Below are 19,786 nucleotides of genomic sequence, written 5' to 3'. Positions count from 1 at the left end.
TCACTCCTCCTCCGGCGGGCCCGTCCCGCCGGTCGCCGGTCAGCATGGGCAGCGGGTGCGGCGCGGAGGCGGCCAGCGGGAGACGCCCGGGTGAACCGTGGACGGTGTCTGTCCGGTTCGGCCCGCCCGTGGCGTCGTACGGCGGTGGTGCCCGCGTGAGCCCGGACGGCGTACGTCCGCGGGGTGCGCGACGGCGATGTCGGCGTGCGGTGCGCGTCGGGATCCCCGGCGGCGGCGCGTGTTTGACCCCGGCGGCGTCGGGCACGCAGAGAGACCGACGTTTCTGCGAGGTGGTGTGACGTGCGTGAGGACGACATGCGACAGGACGCCGCCCGGCGGGCCGAGGACCGGATCGCCGGCGGCATCTACGGCGAGGGCGCCCTGGACGAGGTGACCGTGCCCCAGACCGACGTGCAGCGGGTGATCCAGGACGCCGACCCGGACGATCCGGCGGACGCCGCCGTGGACGCGACCGTGCTCCGCGACGGCGGGCCCGTCGCCGGTCAGGGTGCGGTCACCACCACCGGCGGCACTGCCGGCCCGGCCAGCGTCCGGCGGGTGGCGCGGCAGCCGGAGCGGCATCCGGGCAAGGTGGCGCCGACCACCACGGGTGACGCCACGACGGGCGGCATGAGCACCCCGGCGGGCGGCTCCACGAGTGACCAGTCCGGCACCGCCAGCCAGGTGGGCAACTTCACCAACGAGTGACCGGAACCACCGCGAGGGGCCCCACCGAGGGGCCCCTCGCGCTCCCGCCCTCCCCGCCCTCACCCGGTCGATCATGAGGTTGGCGGCGTTTTCGATCTCCGAACGGCCCGCCAACCTCATGATCAACCGAGCGGGACAGGGGCAGGGGGCAGGGGGCGAGGGGCGCGAGCGGGGGCGGGGTCAGGACGTGGTGGGGCGGAGGACTCCCAGGCGTTGGGTGGCGCGGGTCAGGGCGACGTAGAGGTCGCTGCGCCCGCGCGGCGACTCCGCCACGATCCGGTCGGGATCGACCACCAGCACCGAGTCGAACTCCAGCCCCTTGGCCTGGGCCACGGTCAGCACCACCACCGTGCTCTCCAGCTCGGGATGCTCACCGACGGCCGCCTCGGGCAGCGCCGCGGTGACGGCCGCGCCGAGGTCGTCGATGCGGCCGGCCGGCACGATCACGCCGACCCGGCCCTCGTCGAGCCCGGCCACCTCGCGGGTCGTGGCGGCGACCAGCTCGTCGGCGAGCCGGTCCGCGGTCACCGTGCGGTCCCACGGCGGTACGCCGCTGGAGCGTACGGAGCGCGGCGGGCGCAGCGCCGGGTCGATCTCGGTGAGCAGGTCGGCGGCGACCGCCATGATCTCGGCCGGGGTGCGGTAGCTGACGGTCAGCTCGGCCAGCCGCCACCGGTCGGCCACGTACGGCTCCAGCGCCTCCCGCCACGACGGCGTGCCGGACAGCGCGCCGGTCTGCGCCACGTCGCCGACGATCGTCATCGACCGGCTCGGGCAGCGCCGCATGAGCAGCCGCCACGCCATCGGGGACAGCTCCTGCGCCTCGTCGACGATGACGTGCCCGAAGGCCCACCGGCGGTCGGCCGCCGCCCGCTGGGCGGTCGTCAGCCGGTCTGCCTCCTCCTGCCGCTCCAGCAGCCGGTCGGCGTCGATCAGGTCGGTGACGCCGAGGATCTCACCGCCGTCGGCCTCGTCCTCCACGTCGATCGACCGGGAACCCCGGGCGATCTCCAGCACGCCCTCGGCGTACTCCCGTTGCAGCGCCCGGATCCGCTCCCGGCGGGCCGCGGCCGCGCGGTCGTCCTCGCCGAGCAGCTCGGCGGCCTCGTCCAGCAGCGGCACGTCGGCCGGCGTCCAGCCACCGGGCTCCCGGTGCAGCAGGGCCCGCTCGTCCGGGGTGAGCATGGGCGCGGCGAAGGCGATCCGGTCGGGGTCGGCGTACAGGTCGGCGAGGAGGCGCTGCGGCGTGAGCACCGGCCACAGCTCGTCCAGCGCGGCCCGGACGCCCGGCTCCTCCCGCAGTTCCCGGCGGATCTCGGCCCGGTCGGCCTCCTCGAGGAGGTTCTCCCCGCCGAGCGGGTCCGCGCCGATCCGGTCGGCCACCTGCTCGGCGAGCGCGTGGACGATCTCGATGTCGAACAGCGGCCGGGCCAGGTTGTGCGGGCGGCCGGAGCGGCGGGCGCGGTCCCGCGCCACCCGGACGGTCTCCGGGTGGAGCGTGAGGATCTCCCGCTCCACCTCGATCTCCATGGGCTCGTCCGGCACGCGCTGCCGGTCGCGGACGGCGGCCTCCAGCACCTCGACCATCACCGTGCGGCCCTTGAGCGCGGCGGCCTCGGCGGACTCGACCCGGCGGGCCTGCACGCCGGGGAAGAGGTCGGCCTGCGTACGCAGCAGCACGCCCGTCTCGGCCAGGGCGGGCAGCACGTGGGAGATGTAGCGCAGGAACGTGGCGTTCGGGCCGACCAGCAGCACGCCGCGGGTGGCGAGTTCCCGCCGGTACGTGTAGAGCAGGTACGCCGCCCGGTGCAGCGCCACCGCCGTCTTGCCGGTGCCCGGGCCGCCCTGGACCACCAGCACACCGGGCAGCGGCGCGCGGATGACCTTGTCCTGTTCGACCTGGATGGTCTCGACGATGTCCCGCATGCGGCCGGTGCGCCCGGCGTTCAGCGCGGCCAGCAGCGACGCCTCGCCGGTCAGTTCCTCGTGGCCGGTGGGGGAGGCGGCGGTGATGTCGAGCACCTCGTCGTTGAGGCCGGTCACCTTCCGCTGCCGGGTGCGCAGGTGCCGCCGCCGGCGTACGCCCTGCGGGTTGGCGGCGGTGGCGAGGTAGAACGGGCGCGCGGCCGGGGCGCGCCAGTCGATCAGCAGCGGGTCGAGGTCGCCGTCACGGTCGAGGATGCCGATGCGGCCGATGTAGTGGCGGGAGCCGTCCTCGCCGTCGAGGCGACCGAAGCAGAGCCCTTCCTCCACGGCGGAGAACTGCTCGACCTGTTCGGCGTACATGCGCACGGAACTGTCGCGCTGCGACTGGGCCTGGCGGGTCCCGCCGGTCGTCCGCAGCTCCTCGGTGAGCCGGCGGGCGGCCTGCTCACGCAGCTCGTCGAGGCGGTGGTAGAGCATGGAGACGTACTCCTGCTCGCGCCCGATCTCGTCGTCGAGCGGCAATTCGCCGGTAATTCCGGAGTGCCTTGACAAGCCGTCTCCCTAAGCATTAAAATTCGTTGCATGAACGGCTTTCGACAGCCGTTCTTTTTTGTGCCTGAACTCTGAAAGATAGCGTGCCGCGGCGGGTCGGACCAAGCCGAACCGGCGGGTCGCGCCGGCGGTGAGGGGCCACACGATGATCCTGCGGACCGGCGAGCGTGTCGTGTTCATCGGGGACAGCATCACCGACTGCGGCCGCCGGCAGGGGGCCGCGCCGTACGGCGACGGTTACGTGAGCCTGGTCCGTGCCTTCGTCACCGCCCGCCACCCCGACCTCGACCTGACCTGGGTCAACCGGGGCGTCAGCGGCGACACCGTCCGGGACCTGGCGGCCCGCTGGGAGCAGGACGCGGTGGGGGAGCGCCCCGACTGGCTGTCCGTGATGATCGGGATCAACGACATCTGGCGCCGCTACACGGGCCGGCCGGCCGAGTCGGTGCCGATCGACGAGTACGAGCGCACGCTGCGCGGCCTGCTGCGCCGCGTCGTCGAGGCGACCGGCTGCCGGTTGATCCTCGCCGATCCGTACCTCATCGAGCCCGACCGGGCCGAGCCGCAGCGCGCGGACACCGACCGCTACGCGGCGGTCGTGGCGGCGCTCGCCGCGGAGTTCGACGCGGTGCACGTGGCCACCCAGGCGGCGTTCGACCGGGCGCTGACGGTCACCGCGCCCGGCCACTGGGCCGCCGACCGGGTCCACCCGAACCTGGCCGGGCACGCCGTGCTCGCCGACGCCTTCCTCGCCGCCCTCGGCGCCGCCGCCCCGGCCGTGCCCGCGCCGAGAAACGCTGGCACCGCGCCGACGAGCGCTGGCACCGCGCCGACGAGCGCCGGCACCGCGCCGACGAGCGCCGGCACCGCGCCGGTCCCGGCCGACGATCCGACCCGCTGAACCGCCCCGGCCACGCGCCTGGCCCGGACCGGTTGGGCCGCCCCACGCCGGCATCCCGACGCCGCTGCGGGCGGCCCGGCTCGCCGGCGTACCACGTGTGTCATGCCGGCATCCGGTGCGGAAACGCCACGCGGCGCCGCCGGCCGGTGGCCGGCAGCGCCGCGAGAGTCGGTGGACCGGGGGCCGTCAGCCCCGCGCGACCTCGTAGAGGCGTTCCGGGGTCACCGCGCCGGCCAGCACGCGACCGTCGTCGGTGAGCAGGACGCTGAACAGCTTCCCGGTGAGCAGGCGTCCACTGCCCCAGTCGCCGCTGACGGCCGGCAGGGCGCCGAGCACGCCGGCGAACTCGCTGTCCGCGGCGCCCTTCGCGCTCGTCGGGGCGCCGTCGCCGACGCGGGCCTCCAGCACCGTCGTCCAGCCCGTCCCGACCGTACGCACCTGCGGACGCTCGGCCGCCCGCGTGGTGGCGTCGGGGCGGCGCTCACCGGCGGCGGGCCGGTCGGCCGTCTCCTCCTTTACCGTGACGCCCGGCGGCGGGTTGAAGGTGAACTGGTCGGCGTCCGGGCGGCGGAAGTCGATCTGGGTGAAGGCCACCTCGAACGCCGGTTGGTCGCTGCCGTCGGCGAACACCTCGAACCGCAGCGGCACGTGTTCGCGGGCGTCGATGGCGATCCGAAGCTGGTGCACGAGGGACGCCTGGTCACGCGGCTCCAGCACCAGCTCGTAGGCGTCGCGCCCGGCGACCCGGGCGGCCCGGCCCACGCTGACGGCGGTGCTCTCGTCGACGGCGGCGAGCGCCCGGTCGGCGGCCTCCTGGGGCGTGACGGGCAGCTCCGGCGCCTCGTGGATGCCCTTGGCGGTCTCGGCGTCCAGGGTGCGGTGGGTGGCCGTGTTGGTGCGGCTGTCCCAGGTCCACACGTCGCGCCCGTCGTGGATCAGATCCCGCTCGCCGAGTGTGTCCAGTAGCGCGACCCGCTGCCGCTCCGGCCCGGAGTACCAGACGCGCAGGGTGTGGGTGCCGGTGACCAGGGCGGCCAGGTCGCTGCTGTTGGCGGCCAGGCCCGCGATCGGCGGCAGGCCCAGGTCGGCGCGCTGCACCACGGTGCCGGAGAGCCCCTCCAGCTGGGATGTCTGCAGGTCGACCAGGAGTTGCGCGGCCGTGCGTGGCGGCAGGGCGGGCTCGGCCTCGGCGGCGAACGTGCCGATGGCGGCGCCACCACCGATCACGGTGGCGGCGGCGGCCACGGGCACCAGCCAGCGCAGGACGGGACGGCTCGTGATGACGGACATGTGGGCACCTCCTGCGCACATCCTGCCTGGTGGTAGCTGTGAGGGTGCTGAGACGACCGTATCGGCCCCGGATGGGCGGTGGCACGCTTGGCGTTGTGCGGCTGCTGGTGGTGGAGGACGAGGCGCGGCTGGCGGCCGCCCTGCAACGGGGCCTGCAGGCGGAGGGCTTCGCGGTCGACGTGGCGTCCACCGGGCCGGCCGGGTTGGACGCCGCCCGGCACGGCGGCTACGACGCGATGATCCTCGACGTGATGCTGCCCGGGCTCTCCGGCTACGAGCTGGTCCGCCGGCTGCGCGCCGAGGAGCACTGGCTGCCGGTGCTCATGCTCTCGGCCAAGGACGGCGAGTACGACCAGGCCGACGGCCTGGACTGCGGCGCCGACGACTACCTCACCAAGCCCTTCTCGTACGTGGTGCTGCTGGCCCGGCTGCGCGCGCTGCTGCGCCGGGGCGCGCCCCAGCGCCCCGCCGTGCTCACGGTCGGTGACCTGCGGCTCGACCCGGCGCGGCGACGGGTGACCCGCGCCGACGTCGAGGTCGCGCTCACCGCCCGCGAGTTCGCGCTGCTCGACTACCTCATGCGCCGCGCCGGCGAGGTGGTGTCCAAGACCGAACTGCTGGACCACGTCTGGGACGCCAGCCTGGAGACCGCCCCGAACGCGGTCGAGGTGTACGTCGGCTACCTGCGCCGCAAGATCGGTCGGGAGCGGCTGGAGACGGTGCGCGGCGCCGGCTACCGCCTGGTGTCCACGTGACCCCCGGGCCGGGGGATCGCCGCCGCGGCGGTCTGCTGTCCGCGCCCCTGCCGCGCGGCGTGGCCCTCGGCCTGCGCGGCCGGCTCATGGTGATCGGCGTGCTCGGCCTCAGCGTGGGGCTGGCGCTCGGCGGCGTGGTGCTGCTCGCCGTCCTCGGGTACGCGCTGCAACGCAGCGTGGACGCGGACGCGACCCGGACGGCCGAGGCCGTCGCCCGGCTCGCCGCCGAGGACGCGCTGCCCGATCCGCTGCCCGTGGCCGGCGGTCAGGTGCGGGTGCAGGTCGTCGACGCGCAGGGGCGGATCCGCGCCGCGTCGATCGACGCCGACCGGCTGGTGCCGATGGTGCGCCCCGACCGGCTCGACCCGGACCGGCGCGAACGCCTGGTGGTCTCGGGCGAACGCGTGGGCCTCGCCGGGCCCGTGCGCGTGGTGACCGTGCCCGCCGGCACCGCCGCCGACCCGCTCACCGTGCTGGTCGCGAAGTCGTTGGCCGACGTCCGGCACAGCACGCACGTCGTACGGACCATCCTGCTGGTCAGCTTCCCGCTGCTGGTCGGGGTGCTCGCCGCGGTGGCCTGGCGGGTGGTCGGCGCGACCCTGCGACCCGTGGAGGCGCTGCGCCGGGGCGCCGAGGAGATCACCGGCCGCGCGGGACCGGAGCGGCTGCCGGTGCCCGCCTCCCGGGACGAGGTGCACCGGCTGGCGGTCACCCTGAACGGCATGCTGGACCGGCTGGAGTCGGCGCGGCAGCGGCAGCGGGCCTTCGTGGCCGACGCCGCGCACGAGCTGCGCAGCCCGGTGACCAACATCCGCACCGAGCTGGAGGTCGCCCAGCGCCTCGGCGACCGTACGGACTGGGCGGCCGTGACGGAGAGCCTGCTCGCCGACACCGAGCGGCTGAGCCGTCTCGTGGACGACCTGCTGCTCCTGGCCCGGCTCGACGAGGCCGCCGGCCGGGGCACCGCCCGGTCCGGTCCGGCGGCGACCGGGCCGGTCGAGCTGGGTGAGCTGTTGACCGTGACGGCGTCCCGCTACCCGTCGCCGCCGGTGGAGGTGACGCCGCCCGGCGCGCCGCTGTGGACCGTCGGCGACCCGGACGAGCTGCGCCGCGTCCTCACGAACCTGCTGGACAACGCCGTGCGGCACGCGCGTACGCGGGTGGTGCTGGCCGCCGCGCCGGCCGGGGCGTACCACCTGGTGACGGTGACCGACGACGGACCCGGCATCCCGGCCGCGGACCGCGAGCGGGTCTTCGACCGGTTCACCCGGCTGGACGACGCGCGGGCCCGCGATGCCGGCGGCGCCGGTCTGGGCCTGGCGATCGTCCGGGAGCTGGTACGCCGGGCCGGCGGCACGGTGAGCCTCGACGACGCCGACGGGCCGGGTCTACGGGTGTCGTTGCGGCTGCCCGCGCTGTCCCCGAGCGACGAGGGCCGGTGATCAGGCGAGCAGGAGGACACCCACGACGACGAGCGGCAGGCCGACGAACAGGAAGATCCCGACTCCGGTGAGCACCCGGCCCCCGCGACGGTCCGGTCACCGGCGGCGGGTGCAGACCTCGTCGGCCGTGGCGACGGTGTCCGTGGACCAGACGACCGCCACGGTGAAGCAGTAGTCGTTGCTGGGGCTCAGCCCGTAGACGACGAAGCTGGTGGTGCCGGCGGGCAGGTCGGTGAGGGCCGACTTCGGCTGCCCGGCCCGCCCACCCGAGATGACCACGGGCCCCTCCCCGCCGGCCGGGTAGGTCCAGCGCAGCGCCACGTTGTCGCGGTTGTCGCGGAGGCTCACGCCGGTGGGTGGCGTACCGGGGGAGACGGTCGGACCCGCGGGGCTGGGGGGCGCCGCGGCGGTGGTCGCCGCCGCCGCGCGCGTCGTGGCGGGGGGCTGTGCCGGGGGCGGCGCGTCCCCGTCGACGCGGCTGAATCCGACGATCACCGCGGCCGCGCCGAGCAGCACGACGACCATGCCGGCGACCACCAGGGGGACGAGCCGGCGCCGCGCCGGGGGCGCCGGCCGGTGCACCGGCGCCGGCAGCAGCGGGGACGGCGGCTCGGGGGCGCGGCGTACCCGGTGCACACCGGCGGCCTCCTCACCGGCCAGGCCGGCCACCGTGGGCGGCACCCGGGCCTCGGGCGGCCCGCCGGCGCGGCTCGGCGGTGGCCACCCGTCGTCGTACGCGGTCGGCGGCCACTCGCCGGCGACCGCGCCGGAATGCGCGCGGGCTCCCGACGTCGCCTCCCCGGCCGGCCGCGCGTCGTCCGGCCACGGGGCGTCGGCCGGCGCCGAGCCATCGGACCACGGGGCGTCGGCCCCCGCCCAGCCATCGGACCACGGGGCGTCCGCCGCCGTCGGGTCGTCCGGCCACGGGGCGTCGGCCCTCGGCGTCGGGTCGTCCGGCCACGAGGCGTCGTCGGGCGCGCCGGCGCTCGCCGGCGCGTCGGGCCACGGCGCGTCGGCGGCCGGTGCCGGCGGCTCGTCGCCGGTGTGCTCCGGCGGCCACCAGGCGCGATCGGCCCCGGTCGGGTCGTCCACGGGCTGGCGTGGCACGGGGACCGTCGGCGGGTACGCCGGCCCGTCACCCTGGGGTGGGGTGCGGGCCGAGGGCACCACCGGGGCGTCCCGCGTGGCCGGTGAGGTCTCGGCGCAGACGTGGTCGGGGTTGGCGGCGGCCCGGGCGAGCGCCGCCACCTGGACGGCGAGCGGGTCGTCCACGGGGAGGTGCTGCCGGCAGAGTTCCCGGGCCAGGGCGAGGTTCTCGTGCGCCTCGGCGAACTGCCCGCAGTCGCGCTGCATGGCGCCGAGCCGGGCGAGCATCTTGATGCCGCTCGGGTGCCCGTCGCCGTACACCTCCCGGTGCAGCTCCCAGGCGTCCTGGAGGCGGTCGCGGGCGACCTGGCACTGCCCGCGGGCGTACTCGACGGTGGCCAGGTCGGCGTGGGCGGCGAGCACCCGCAGCGACTCGGGGCCGTCCTGCGCCGTCAACTCGATGATGACGTCCTGGTAGAGGCGGGCGGCCCGGGAGTGCGCGCCGACCCGGTGCAGCACGGCGGCCAGGGTCGCGGCGGCCGCGACGGTGCGGGGGTCGGAGCGGCCGTGCAGGCGGGTGTGCGCCGCGTACGCGTACGCCGCCCAGCCCCGGGCGGAGTGCGGCTCGCCGAGGGCGACCAGCACCCGGGCCTGGAGGCTCGCCGCCTCGGCGAGGTCGGGCGTGGCGTTGACGGGGCGCGGGTCGGCGTCGCTCAGCGCGTCGGACAGCAGCCGTTGCGCGCCGGCGAGGTCCCCCGTGGACACCAGCCGGTGCGCCTGGTCGGTGAGTTCGCCGAAGCCGGAGGGCACGCCCCATCGTGCTCATCCGAGCACGGTATGTACAAGACCCGCGCCGGTGTGGATACGTCAGGATCCGGTCAGGTGGTCGACCAGCGTCTCGCTGATCCGGCGCAGCTGCGTGACCTGGGCCGGGGTGAGCGCGTCGAACAGGTGCCGGCGTACGCCCTCGACGTGGCCGGGCGCGGCGGCCGCGAGAGTCGCGAAGCCGGCGTCGGTGAGGTGGGCAATCTGGCCCCGCCGGTCCGTCGGGCAGTCCTCCCGCCGCACCCAGCCGGCGTCCTCGAGTCGCGCCACGGCGTGCGAGAGCCGGCTGCGCGACGAGCCGGTCACGTCCGCCAGCTCGCTCATGCGCAGCCGGCGCTCGGGTGCCTCGGAGAGCCGGACCAGGATCTCGTAGTACGCGTGCGGCATCCCCGCGTCGCGTTGCAGCTCGCGGTCCAGGTTCTCCATGAGCCCCCGCGTGGCGGCGAGGAACGCCCGCCAGGTGCGCTGCTCGTCCGGATCCAACCACCGTGTCATGACCCCCATCATACGGCGGTTAGTTGAGAGTTCAACAAAACCGAGCTACCGTCGACGCATGGGAATCCACCGGCTCAACCACGCGGTCCTCTACGTCAGCGACCTCGCGCGCAGCGTCGCCTTCTACCGGGACGTGCTGGGCTTCCGGCAGGTCGAGATGACCCCGGACGGCTTCCGCGGCGCCGCCTTCCTCCAGGCGCCCGACTCCACCAACGACCACGACCTCGGCCTCTTCGAGATCGGCGCGGCCGCGGGCCGCTCGACGGCCGGCCGCGCCACCGTGGGCCTCTACCACCTGGCCTGGGAGGTGGACACGCTCGACGAACTCGCCGCCACCGCCGAGCGGCTGGCCGCCGCCGGCGCGCTCGTCGGCGCGTCCGACCACGGCAGCACCAAGAGCCTCTACGGGCAGGACCCGGACGGCCTGGAGTTCGAGATCGTCTGGCTCGTCCCGGCGGACCTGCTCGACGACGCCGCGCTGGACGCGCGCAAGCGCATCGGCCGGCTCGACCTCGACCGGGAGCGGCAGCGCTACGGCGGCCAGACCCGCGGCGGGGTGGGCATCTCCGTGTCCGCCTGAACCGGCCGTGCGGTAGAACGGCAGGATGTCCAGCGACCCGATCGCCCCCGTCCTGCGTGAACTGCTCGTCCGGCAGCTGGAGGCCTGGCTGCCGGCGGCCCTGAAGCGCTCCCGCCGCGCCACCCTCGCCCTGGCGTACGCCGACGGGGACGCCCGTGGCGCGGACGACGCGCTGCGGGCGGTCGCCGCGCAGGCGGACCGGCTGCGCGGTAGCCGGCTCGCGGTGGTCGTGCTCGCCGCCGGGGCGGCCGACCTGCCGGCGCGGCTCGGGCCGATCGAGGCCGCGCTACCGGCCGACGTGGCCGTGCACGTGGTGCCGGGCGGTCCGGACCGCCTGCCCGTCGCGTTGAAGGCGGCCGGTGCCGCCGGCGCCCCGCTCCTGTCCGTCGTGGACCTCGGCGTCCCGACGGCGGGCGCGGCCGGCACCGCCGATCCGACCCCGCCCGCGGGCCTGGACCCGGCCGTGCTGGCCGCCGCGGCCGGCGGCCGGCCCTCCGAACTGCTGCTCTGGGGCGGCGGACCCGCCCGCGGCGCGCTGACGGCGGCCGGATTCCCGCTGGTGGCCGAGGCGGAGCTGGTGGCCGGCGAGGGCGGGACGGGAACGGCGATCACGCTCGGCACCGGGTGGGACCGCAGCCTGGAGGCGTTCAAGGACGCGCTGTGGGCGGTCGACGCCGGCCTGCGGTACGGCGATCCGGCCGACCCGGAACACCTGCTGGACGTCTCGCGTGACCCGGATCCCGGCCCCCTGCGCCGGGAACTGCTCGCCGAGCTGGCCCGCTCCGGTCCGCGTACGGTCAGCGAGCTGCGCCGCCACACGCTGACCGCCACCGTCTACCGGTCGGCCGACGCCGTGCGGGCGCTGACCGGGCTGGTCGACGACGGCGAGGTGGTCCGCGAGCGGGAGTCCGGGCGGCTCGCCGGTGACGAGTTCATCTCCCTCGCCGGTTGAGGGCTCCCGCCGGGAGCCCGCGGCGCACCACGACGGGCGGGCGCCCTCCCGCCGTGATGACCGTCGGACAGGCGGATCTCAGTACCGGGTCTTCACCAGGAACGCGTAGCCGACCACCTTGGTGCCGTTCCAGTTGTACATGGGGTAGCACGGCCCCGGCGACGTCCACGACGAGACGTACGTCGGGCGCGCCGCCTTGCACGCCGACAACGTCGGGTAGAGCGGGCTCGTGTAGTCGGCGAGAGCGGGCGAGGCGGTGCCCAGCACCAGGCCACCGGCGAGTGCGGCGGCGGCCACGAGGCTGCGGGTGCGGGGACGACGCAGGCGGTTCGCCATCTGTTCTCCGTTCCGTACGGGCGGATCCATTGAGGATCTTGACGTACGGAGCATAACGGCGTTCGCTGCTGACCACCCGGCGTCCGGCGCCCAAGATCAGAAATGCGACACGACGACTGCCCCGGGGTGCCGGTGGTGTCACCGGCACCCCGCGCGACCTCGGGAGCTCACCGCCGGGACTTGTCCTGCTTCCACGACAGCGGACCGGGCAGGTCCACCCGGTGCGCGCGAGCCCGGGAGTTCCAGGACCACCGGCCGATCTTGATGCTCCACGAGGAGAAGCCGTTCTCGGTGAAGTTGAGGATCAGCGGCCCGATCTTCTGCCGCTTGCGGAACATCACACCCATCGCCGAACTCCCTTCCTCGCCGTGCCTGCCTGCCGTCGGAATCGTCAATGCCCGCGCGGCCGGATCGGGAAACTCGGAGGCGTTCCAGGGTGGACTCAGCGCACGGAGTGCGGCGACCCGCGCCACGTCTCGGCCGGCGGCCGGGGCCGCACGACGCGCGCGGACGGGGGTTGCTCACGGCCGGCCCGGAACGCCCCGGGGCTGACGCCGACCTCCCGCGTGAAGAACCGGCCGAAGTTGGTCGGCTCGGAGAAGCCCAGCCCGCGGCCGATCCGGGCGATCGGCTCGTCGGTGGCGGCGAGCAGGCGGCTGGCCTGCAACGCCACCCGCTCGTCGATCACCTGCTTGGCGCTGCGTCCGGTCACCGCGAGGCAGGCGCGGGTGAGCGTACGCACCGAGCAGCCCAGCCGGGCGGCGTAGTCCTCCACCCGGCGGGTGTGCCGGTAGCCGCGCTCGACCTCGCGGCAGAAGCGCCGGAAGGTGGTCTCCTCGGGCCGGGGCGCCGGCCGCGCCTCGTTGCTCAGGGCGAGCCGGAGGAGCAGCACGGCGAGCTGGTGACGGAGCAACCCCCGGGCGGCGGCCACCCCGCGGTGCCGCGCACAGTCGACGGCGAGCTGACTCACCTCGGTGATGACCGCGTCCTCGTCCTCGCCGGCGAGCTGCCGCCACGCCGGTACCGCGTCCGGGTCGACGTCGAGGCCGCGCAGGGCCGCGGCGTCCCAGCGCACCACGGTGGCGTCGAGCCGCGGGCAGGGGCAGCGCAGCACCTGCCCGACGTGCACCCGCAACAGGGTGCCGGGACGGCAGGGGAGCGGTTGGAAGTCCAGCTCGGCGTCGCCGTGCCCGCTCGTGGCCAGCACCAGCAGGTCCTTGTCGACGAGCACCGGACGCCGCCAGCCGGGATCGCCGGCCAGGTCGGCCAGGGCGAGGGTCTCTATCTCGACCGGGAAGGGGAGCGCGTCGCTGACCGATGCCGGGGGGAACTGACCGCAGAAGACCATCGCAGGTGACGGTAGTCGGCGTCGCAGGTCAACGCATCCCGACACCGCGGGCGGGCGCCTCTCCGGCACCGGCCCGACGCCCTCGCCGGCGTCCGGTGCCGATCACGCTCGTCCCGGCCGGGCTTGTCCCGGTCGGCGCCGCCGGGCTACGTTACCCGGCGGTAGCGTCGTCCGGGACGGCGCGGCCGTGCCGCGTGGAGGTCGCGGACGGCGCGCGGGATCGGCGGACGGCCGGCGACTCGCGATGGGGTGAGCATGACGGATCTGTTCTCGGTCGAAGGCAAGACGGTCCTGGTCACGGGCGGATCCCGAGGGATCGGTCTGATGATCGCCGAGGGCTTCGTGCGCGCCGGCGCCCACGTGGTCATCTCGTCCCGCAAGGCGGACGTGTGCGCGTCGGTGGCCGAGAAGCTCTCCGCCGAGGGTCGGTGCGAGGCGATCCCGGCGGACCTGTCCAGCGACGCCGGCGCCGAAGGGCTCGCCGCCGCGGTCCGCGAGCGCTTCGACCGGCTCGACGTGCTGGTGAACAACGCGGGCGCCACGTGGGGCGCGCCGCTGGAGGCGTACCCGGAGAGCGCGTTCGACAAGCTCTGGGCGGTCAACGTCAAGGCCGTCTTCCGGCTCACCACCGCGCTGCTGCCGGCGTTGCGGGCCGCGGCCAGCGAAGACGATCCCGCCCGGGTGATCAACATCGGTTCCATCGACGGGATCCGGGTGCCGTGGATGGAGGTGTACGCGTACTCGGCCACCAAGGCGGCCGTGCACATGCTCACCCGCAGCCTCGCCCACCAGCTCGCGGGGGAGCGGATCACCGTGAACGCGATCGCGCCCGGCCCGTTCGAGAGCAAGATGATGGCGTTCGCGCTGGACGACCCGGCGTCCCGGGCGGCCATCGAGCAGCAGGTGCCGCTGGGCCGGATCGGCCGGCCCGAGGACATGGCCGGTACGGCGATCTACCTGTCCTCGCGCGCCGGGGCATACCTCACCGGAGCGGTCATTCCGGTCGACGGCGGCATCACCACCCACGGCTGAACGTCGGCCCGGCCCGGGGGGCGGGCGGCCCGACGTACGCCCGGGTGTGGTGGAGCCGCGCGGACTCGGCAGATCCGCGCGGCCCCGGTGGCCGGATGGCCGGTGTTACCCGGTGTGACGGTGCTCAGCGGCCGGCGAGCAGCCGGTTGACCGCTGTGTCGACGTCCAGGTGCTCGGCCTCGCGGCCGCGCGGGACGACGACGTAGGTCCGCCGCAGGAAGCGCACCAGGACGCTCCTCGGCACCTCGAAGAGAGCGTTGCCGTCGGGTGACGACAGCGCCAGCGCGACGAAGTCGCCGCGCGGGGTGGCCCACGGCCACACCCGGACGTCGCCGATACCAGCCGGCTCGTCGAGACCCGTGACCAGCAGTTCCCGCGCGAACGACCAGCTGACGGCCTCGCCCCCCGCCGACTCGGCGTGGAACAGGACATGGACCGCATACGGGTCAGCAGGGTCGTAACGCAGGCTGGCACGCACCGGCAAGGCGGTGGCGTCAGGCGCGACGAGCCTTAGCGACGTCTCGACCTCTACGGTCGTCGGTCGGATGACACTCATGGACGTTCTCCCCCCGGCACCGCTGCGGAACGCGCGTGTCCCGCTTTTCCCATACTCAGGTGCTACTCCTGGCTACGCTCCGCCATACGCTGACTTCACCCAGTGGTGGGAAGGGGTTCGGAAAGGCCTCCTGAATGTGAAAATTCATGTAGGATTTCCGGTTCTGCCCAGTGCGTCGTCCCGCCCGGCATCGGGTGGTTCAGTCGTCGACTTACTCCGGTAACGTCCAGTCGTCGGAAGGGGTGACGGTCCCGAGCGACACTAGGGGGTGAAATGGTCACGAAACGATCCTCAGTGGATCCGATCGCGGCGCCCGGCCCACCGAAAGTCGCGGTCCGAGCAGCCGAAAAGCGGGGGTACGCGGTGCCGATGGAGCAGCACGACCGGTCCGGTCGGCCGGCCGTGGGTGACGGGACGCCGGAACGGGGCGCGGCAGGGGTCGCCCTCGCCGAACGGCGGCGCCCCCGGTGGCGGCAGCGCCTGTCCCTGACCCTCGATCTCATCCGGGCGAACCCCACGGGCCGGATCGCCCTGAAGATCTTCGTGGCCATCGCCGGTGCGATCGTCGTCACGGTCGGTGCCGCCCTCATCCCCCTGCCCGGGCCGGGCTGGCTGCTGGTGATCGCCGGCCTCGGCATCTGGGCCGTGGAGTTCCACTGGGCCAAGCGACTGCTCGCCTTCACCCGCCGCAACGTCCAGAGCTGGACCCGGTGGGTGACGAGACAGTCACTCGGCGTGCGATTCGTGCTGGGGGTGGTGGGCCTCGTCTTCGTGGCGGCCGTGCTCTGGCTCTCCCTCAAGTACAGCCTCGGCATCGACGTGGTCGCCCGGATCATGCACTACCTCGCGACGCACTGACCCCGGATTCGCCGTCCGCCCACAGGATCAGGTACAGTCATCCGCGCTGAGGGCGATTAGCTCAGCGGGAGAGCGCTTCGTTCACACCGAAGAGGTCACTGGTTCGATCCCAGTATCGCCCACGCAGGTCAAAGGCCATTCCCATTCATCGGGGATGGCCTTTTTGCTGCCCGTACAGCAGCCGAGGTCGTTCTGTGCGGGCGCTACCGAGGTGTGGTAACCGTGGCCGACGTGCTGAGGGTCGATGATCTTCGCCGGGTGTGCGGCATGCTGCTGGACGCAGTGGAGAAGCGGTTCGGCGCGGAGGTCGATCTGTCGGGCCTCGGTGTCGACCACTATTGGAACGTCGACCTGCGGTCCGCGTTCGAGCTGGCGCATGACCCGGCGGCGGCAATCGACGTCGGGCAGAGCAGTGACGACGTTGCGGAACTGCGCGCGCTGCTGCGCCGTCCGGCAGACGACATGCCGGTGCTCTGGCACGACCTGCAACACCTCGCGGGCGTTCTGCGGCTGCTGGCGTACCTCGACCTGCCAGCCGCCAGCACTGGCGACAGCTGACGGTGCACCCTGCGCATCTGAGCCGCCGGGACCTGACCGGGTGTGCGTCAGATGCCGAGGAAATCGCCGAGGCGCTTGAGGGCGTCGCGGGTCGCCTTCGATGAGACCTGGGTGTATCTCCATTGTCACGGAGAAACGGGCGTGCCGGGGAGCTGCATGGCGACTCTCGGGTGGACGTCGAGGTCGGCCAGGAGCGTGGCGCCGGTGCGGCGGGCGTCGTGAACGGTGATCGGCGTGACGTTGGCTCTCCCGCATCTCGTCTGCCAGGAGCGTTGGAAGTTGCGCGGCTCGATGGGTGTGCCGTGGCGGATGGTGAAGACGTCCTTGCCCTGGGCATAGCATTGGCAGGTCCGGGCCACCTGGTTGATCCAGATCTGCACGTCCCGCGACTGGAGCCGGTCGAGCCGATTGGCCCCGAGGCCGGGGGCGATGTAGCGGCGGACGAACGTCTCGTAGGCTGCCGGCGCAACGTCAGCGCATCACCGTGCCAGGCGAGACCGTCGCCGCCGGGCTGGTCCGCGACCTCGCCGGCAAAGCCTTGGCCTCTCGCACGCTTGCATGGCCCGCACAAAGATCGTCTTTCGGGGAATGACGCAAGGGTGTTGACGGCCTAGAAGTAGGGGTCCAGGTAGCTGCCCCAATTCCAGTGACCGTCTACCGCGAAGCCAATGTACGAGTTGATGGTGGCTGGGACCGAAGGCCCGTCCAGCACAGAGGTGAAGTAGTAGATGCCGTTACCTGGGTCGAGACAAGCTTGCCACGTGTAGGTTCCGGCGGCGAGAGTTATGTCTCGGAGCCAGATGTTCTCAGAGCCTCTCACGATGCCCCACGCGTACCGCCCGCTAGCCAACGTGATAGACCTGGTTTGGCATGACCTAGCCATGGAGTCGTTAGGGCTTGCCGATATCCACTGGATCTTGTCGAGGTATGCGGTTTGGGCCGCCTGCGCGGGTGAACCTAGCGCCAAGAGTGCGGCAGTTGCCGTCACGACCACCGCGAGAAAGGCCCGAGTCCTCTTGAGCATCTACGCCTCCTTGGTCGACGCTCGGCATCGACCCTCGTCATGCTGATATAGCGGACTGGCCGGACCGGTCCTCCGCCCAGTTATCGAGCCGGACAGTAGGCATCCCGTGCTATGCAGACGGATGGAGGCTAGCAGATCAACCCGGCCCCGCGGCCTCATCGCTCCACTTAGTACGGATCATCGCCTCGAGGCAACAGTGCCCGGTCACAGGTCAGGGCAGATCGTCACCGGTGGATACTTCTGCTGTTCGTGCCGCCTCCCGGATCGACCACCTCGCCGTCCAGCACTGGGTGACGGAGCTCGGCGCCGTGGCAGAGCCGCCGGCGGCCTTCCGAGGCCGTCCAAGACCGGTGGCACGCCGTCGACGAACCCACCTCGTCGCGCTCGTCTGCGCTGGCGCACGGTGTAGCACGAACGCCCGCCGAGTAGCCACGGCGCTCCACACGGCCGGACTATCCCGTACGTCCCGCGCCTGGCGTTCACACCGAAGCGTCATGGGCAGTCTTCCACTGCTCGGGACCGGCCGCCCGTCCCCGGCTTTGGCGAAGCTGTCCCGACCGAGCGGGCCGGATCCCGTACGCTTCGGCCGTGTTCACCCCGATCCGCACGCGCCGGCTCACCCTTCGGCCGGTCACGATGGACGACCTTGACGACGTGTACGCGTACCAGCGCCGGCCCGACGTGTGCCGCTGGATGCTCGGCAATGAGCCGCGCAGCCGCGAGCAGTCGCGGGAGTCGGTGGCGGCGATGACAAACGAGGACGCGCTGCGTGCCGAGGGCGACGTCCTGACCTTGGCCGCGGAGGCGAATGGGCGGGTGACCGGCACCGTTGAACTGGTCTGGCGGAGCCAGGCCGACCGCACCGCCGAGATCGGGTACGTCTTCAACCCGGAGTTCTCGGGCCGGGGGCTGGCCACCGAGGCCGTGGCGGCGCTGTTGGGATGGGGCTTCGAGGAGTTCGGCCTGCACCGCGTCTACGGCCGGTGCCACGCCGGCAACGAGGCATCGGCCCGGCTGATGACCCGGCTGGGGATGCGGTGCGAGGCGCGGCATGTCGAGAGCTACCTGTTCCGCGGCGAGTGGGCCGACCAGCTCGTGTTCGCGATGTTGGCCCGGGAATGGCTGTCGCGACCGGGACAAACGAGGGGGCGAGGCACCGTTGCGCCGGCGCGGAAGTCGGTGCGCGGTGTGTGAGGGGTTATAAGGGCGCAGGCAGGCCGGTAGCGTTGGTGGGACGGCGGCCCGGGGGCCGATGGTGCATCCCGCGCTACGAGGAGGTTCGGGATGGATTCCTTGCCGGAACTGACCTTCGGGCAGCGGTTGAAGGTCTACCGGGAGCGGTCGGGGAAGACGCGCGCGGTGCTCGGTGGGTTGGTGGGTCGCAGCGCCGAGTGGGTCAAGGCGGTGGAGACCGACCGGATCCTGCCGCCGCGCATCCACATGCTGGATCGCATCGCGCGTGCGCTCAAGGTCGACGTGTCAGCGTTGATCGGGGAGTTGAGCGACCGGTCCGCCGTGGTCAACGGGCCGGAGCATCCGGCACTTGCGTCGGTACGGGACGCCGTGAACCGCTTCGTACTCTCCGAGGAGGCTCCCGCCGAGTCGTTGACGAGCTTGAGAGATCGGCTTGCGATGGCGTGGCGGGCACGCCATCAGGCGTCCGACCACCGAACGGTGCTGGGCGGGTTGCTGCCGGGGCTGCTGCATGATGTGCAGCGCGCCGCGTTGGGGTACGAGGGTGACGAGCGCCGGCAGGCGCAGGCGCTGTTGGCGGAGACGCTTGGGCTCACGCAGATGTTTCTCGCCTACCAACCCGCCGCCGAGCTGTTGTGGCGGGTCGCGGACCGGGCGATGGTGGCGGCGCAGGAGTCCGGCAACCCGGAGGCGGTGGCGTGCGCGGCATGGTTCCTGTGCCAGGTGCATCGGGACGCCGGCGACTGGGATACCGCTATGGCGGTGACACTGGACGTCCTGTCGACGCTGGAGCCACGGACGGCGGACGGGAACACGAATCTGCTGGCGCTCTGGGGTGCGCTGAACTTCGAGGCCGCGTACACCGCCGCTCGTGCTGGTGAGGAAGGCCGCGCCTGGCGGTACTGGGATCGCGCGGACCGGGTGGCGCAGCGCCTGCCGCAGGACTTCTACCAGCCGCAGACGTCATTCTCCCGCGTCATCATGGGCGCTCACGCGGTGACGGTGGCGGTGGAGTTGCAGAAGTCCGGTGAGGCGGTGCGGCAGGCACGCCGCCATGATTCGGCGGCGATTCCGTCGAGGCCGCGTCGGGCGCGTCATCTGATCGAGGTCGCGCGGGCGCACTACGGCAAGGACGACCAGGAACTGGCCGTGACAACCCTCCGGCGGGCCTACGAGTCGGCCCCGGAAACAATTCGCTTCAACGGGTACGCCCGCCAGATCACCTTGGACCTGCTCGATGGCCCGCGTTCCACCCGTGACGACGCCCGTGATCTCGCCCTGAAGGTCGGGCTTCTCTCCTGATCTGCGGGTACGAACCGTACCCGTTCCGCTCGGCGACCGCCCGTAGCTTCTTGCTCACGGGATGCG

General features: G+C 73.4%; 20 protein-coding genes, 1 tRNA gene and 1 pseudogene. 12 read left to right on the top strand and 10 right to left on the bottom strand.

The features are described from left to right. Window positions 1–300 precede the first annotated feature (300 nt). On the top strand, window positions 301–708 hold the full coding sequence (locus tag OG994_RS16110) for a hypothetical protein (RefSeq protein WP_120329453.1): 408 nt from the start codon (window positions 301–303) through the stop codon (window positions 706–708). Between the two features lie 180 nt (window positions 709–888). Here the strand turns inward: OG994_RS16110 and OG994_RS16105 are convergent, their stop codons facing one another. After that, the gene (locus OG994_RS16105; RefSeq protein WP_407942610.1) at window positions 889–3,111 is read right to left on the bottom strand and encodes a HelD family protein; all 2,223 of its coding nucleotides are present in this window, start codon (window positions 3,109–3,111) and stop codon (window positions 889–891) included. A 220-nt stretch (window positions 3,112–3,331) separates the two neighbouring features. Between OG994_RS16105 and OG994_RS16100 the strand changes: the two genes are divergently transcribed. Continuing rightward, the gene (locus OG994_RS16100; RefSeq protein ID WP_328850196.1) at window positions 3,332–4,087 is read left to right on the top strand and encodes an SGNH/GDSL hydrolase family protein; all 756 of its coding nucleotides are present in this window, start codon (window positions 3,332–3,334) and stop codon (window positions 4,085–4,087) included. Window positions 4,088–4,273: 186 nt separating this feature from the next. On the opposite strand, the gene OG994_RS16095 is transcribed toward OG994_RS16100, so the two are convergent. Continuing rightward, a complete protein-coding gene (locus OG994_RS16095; RefSeq protein ID WP_328850195.1) occupies window positions 4,274–5,377 on the bottom strand; it encodes a LolA family protein in 1,104 nt (367 codons plus the stop codon). A 95-nt stretch (window positions 5,378–5,472) separates the two neighbouring features. Between OG994_RS16095 and OG994_RS16090 the strand changes: the two genes are divergently transcribed. After that, on the top strand, window positions 5,473–6,132 hold the full coding sequence (locus OG994_RS16090; protein WP_120329457.1) for a response regulator transcription factor: 660 nt from the start codon (window positions 5,473–5,475) through the stop codon (window positions 6,130–6,132). A gap of 86 nt (window positions 6,133–6,218) precedes the next feature. Further along, window positions 6,219–7,574 carry a sensor histidine kinase gene (locus OG994_RS16085; protein WP_328853728.1) on the top strand — a complete coding sequence of 452 codons (1,356 nt, stop codon included), beginning with the start codon at window positions 6,219–6,221 and terminating at the stop codon, window positions 7,572–7,574. Between the two features lie 96 nt (window positions 7,575–7,670). Here OG994_RS16085 and OG994_RS16080 read toward each other — a convergent pair whose 3' ends face one another. After that, window positions 7,671–9,470, bottom strand: a complete 1,800-nt coding sequence (locus OG994_RS16080; protein ID WP_328850194.1) for a tetratricopeptide repeat protein — start codon at window positions 9,468–9,470, stop codon at window positions 7,671–7,673. Window positions 9,471–9,527: 57 nt separating this feature from the next. Beyond that, entirely contained in the window at window positions 9,528–9,989 is a 462-nt protein-coding gene (locus OG994_RS16075; protein ID WP_120329554.1) for a MarR family winged helix-turn-helix transcriptional regulator, read from the bottom strand. 49 nt (window positions 9,990–10,038) lie between these two features. On the opposite strand from OG994_RS16075, the gene OG994_RS16070 reads away from it, so the two are divergent. Continuing rightward, window positions 10,039–10,560 (top strand): VOC family protein, encoded by a 522-nt coding sequence (locus OG994_RS16070; protein ID WP_120329459.1) that lies wholly within the window; start codon window positions 10,039–10,041, stop codon window positions 10,558–10,560. A gap of 25 nt (window positions 10,561–10,585) precedes the next feature. Further along, window positions 10,586–11,512, top strand: a complete 927-nt coding sequence (locus OG994_RS16065; RefSeq protein ID WP_120329460.1) for a hypothetical protein — start codon at window positions 10,586–10,588, stop codon at window positions 11,510–11,512. Window positions 11,513–11,590: 78 nt separating this feature from the next. On the opposite strand, the gene OG994_RS16060 is transcribed toward OG994_RS16065, so the two are convergent. The 3 genes from OG994_RS16060 to OG994_RS16050 form a co-directional block, all read right to left on the bottom strand. Continuing rightward, on the bottom strand, window positions 11,591–11,848 hold the full coding sequence (locus OG994_RS16060) for a hypothetical protein (RefSeq protein WP_120329461.1): 258 nt from the start codon (window positions 11,846–11,848) through the stop codon (window positions 11,591–11,593). Between the two features lie 167 nt (window positions 11,849–12,015). Next, the gene (locus OG994_RS16055) at window positions 12,016–12,195 is read right to left on the bottom strand and encodes a DUF4236 domain-containing protein (protein WP_120329462.1); all 180 of its coding nucleotides are present in this window, start codon (window positions 12,193–12,195) and stop codon (window positions 12,016–12,018) included. Window positions 12,196–12,290: 95 nt separating this feature from the next. Beyond that, window positions 12,291–13,196 (bottom strand): helix-turn-helix transcriptional regulator, encoded by a 906-nt coding sequence (locus OG994_RS16050; protein WP_120329463.1) that lies wholly within the window; start codon window positions 13,194–13,196, stop codon window positions 12,291–12,293. A 255-nt stretch (window positions 13,197–13,451) separates the two neighbouring features. Here OG994_RS16050 and OG994_RS16045 point away from each other — a divergent pair, with 255 nt between their 5' ends. Continuing rightward, on the top strand, window positions 13,452–14,228 hold the full coding sequence (locus tag OG994_RS16045) for a glucose 1-dehydrogenase (protein WP_120329464.1): 777 nt from the start codon (window positions 13,452–13,454) through the stop codon (window positions 14,226–14,228). A 124-nt stretch (window positions 14,229–14,352) separates the two neighbouring features. On the opposite strand, the gene OG994_RS16040 is transcribed toward OG994_RS16045, so the two are convergent. After that, on the bottom strand, window positions 14,353–14,784 hold the full coding sequence (locus OG994_RS16040; RefSeq protein ID WP_007457244.1) for an SsgA family sporulation/cell division regulator: 432 nt from the start codon (window positions 14,782–14,784) through the stop codon (window positions 14,353–14,355). 273 nt (window positions 14,785–15,057) lie between these two features. On the opposite strand from OG994_RS16040, the gene OG994_RS16035 reads away from it, so the two are divergent. The 3 genes from OG994_RS16035 (at window position 15,058) to OG994_RS16025 (ending at window position 16,200) form a co-directional block, all read left to right on the top strand. Further along, the gene (locus tag OG994_RS16035; protein ID WP_328850193.1) at window positions 15,058–15,642 is read left to right on the top strand and encodes a TIGR02611 family protein; all 585 of its coding nucleotides are present in this window, start codon (window positions 15,058–15,060) and stop codon (window positions 15,640–15,642) included. Between the two features lie 50 nt (window positions 15,643–15,692). Then, window positions 15,693–15,764 (top strand) — tRNA-Val (locus tag OG994_RS16030). Window positions 15,765–15,864: 100 nt separating this feature from the next. Next, entirely contained in the window at window positions 15,865–16,200 is a 336-nt protein-coding gene (locus tag OG994_RS16025; RefSeq protein WP_328850192.1) for a hypothetical protein, read from the top strand. A gap of 47 nt (window positions 16,201–16,247) precedes the next feature. Here the strand turns inward: OG994_RS16025 and OG994_RS16020 are convergent. Continuing rightward, a pseudogene (locus OG994_RS16020) lies at window positions 16,248–16,520 on the bottom strand (tyrosine-type recombinase/integrase); the annotation flags it as partial. A gap of 290 nt (window positions 16,521–16,810) precedes the next feature. Next, window positions 16,811–17,224: a hypothetical protein gene (locus OG994_RS16015; protein ID WP_328850191.1), complete on the bottom strand. Its 414-nt coding sequence runs from the start codon at window positions 17,222–17,224 to the stop codon at window positions 16,811–16,813. 588 nt (window positions 17,225–17,812) lie between these two features. On the opposite strand from OG994_RS16015, the gene OG994_RS16010 reads away from it, so the two are divergent. Both OG994_RS16010 and OG994_RS16005 read left to right on the top strand, forming a co-directional pair. Further along, window positions 17,813–18,418 (top strand): GNAT family N-acetyltransferase, encoded by a 606-nt coding sequence (locus OG994_RS16010; RefSeq protein WP_328850190.1) that lies wholly within the window; start codon window positions 17,813–17,815, stop codon window positions 18,416–18,418. A gap of 90 nt (window positions 18,419–18,508) precedes the next feature. Further along, complete coding sequence (locus OG994_RS16005) at window positions 18,509–19,720, top strand: helix-turn-helix domain-containing protein (RefSeq protein ID WP_328850189.1); 1,212 nt, start codon at window positions 18,509–18,511, stop codon at window positions 19,718–19,720. The last annotated feature ends 66 nt before the right edge of the window (window positions 19,721–19,786 follow it).

The sequence above is a fragment of the Micromonospora globbae genome, assembly GCF_036184225.1.
In the GTDB taxonomy this organism is placed as follows: Bacteria; Actinomycetota; Actinomycetes; order Mycobacteriales; family Micromonosporaceae; genus Micromonospora; species Micromonospora globbae.
Note: the sequence above shows the minus strand (reverse complement) of the source record. Positions and strands in the feature narration are given on the sequence as shown.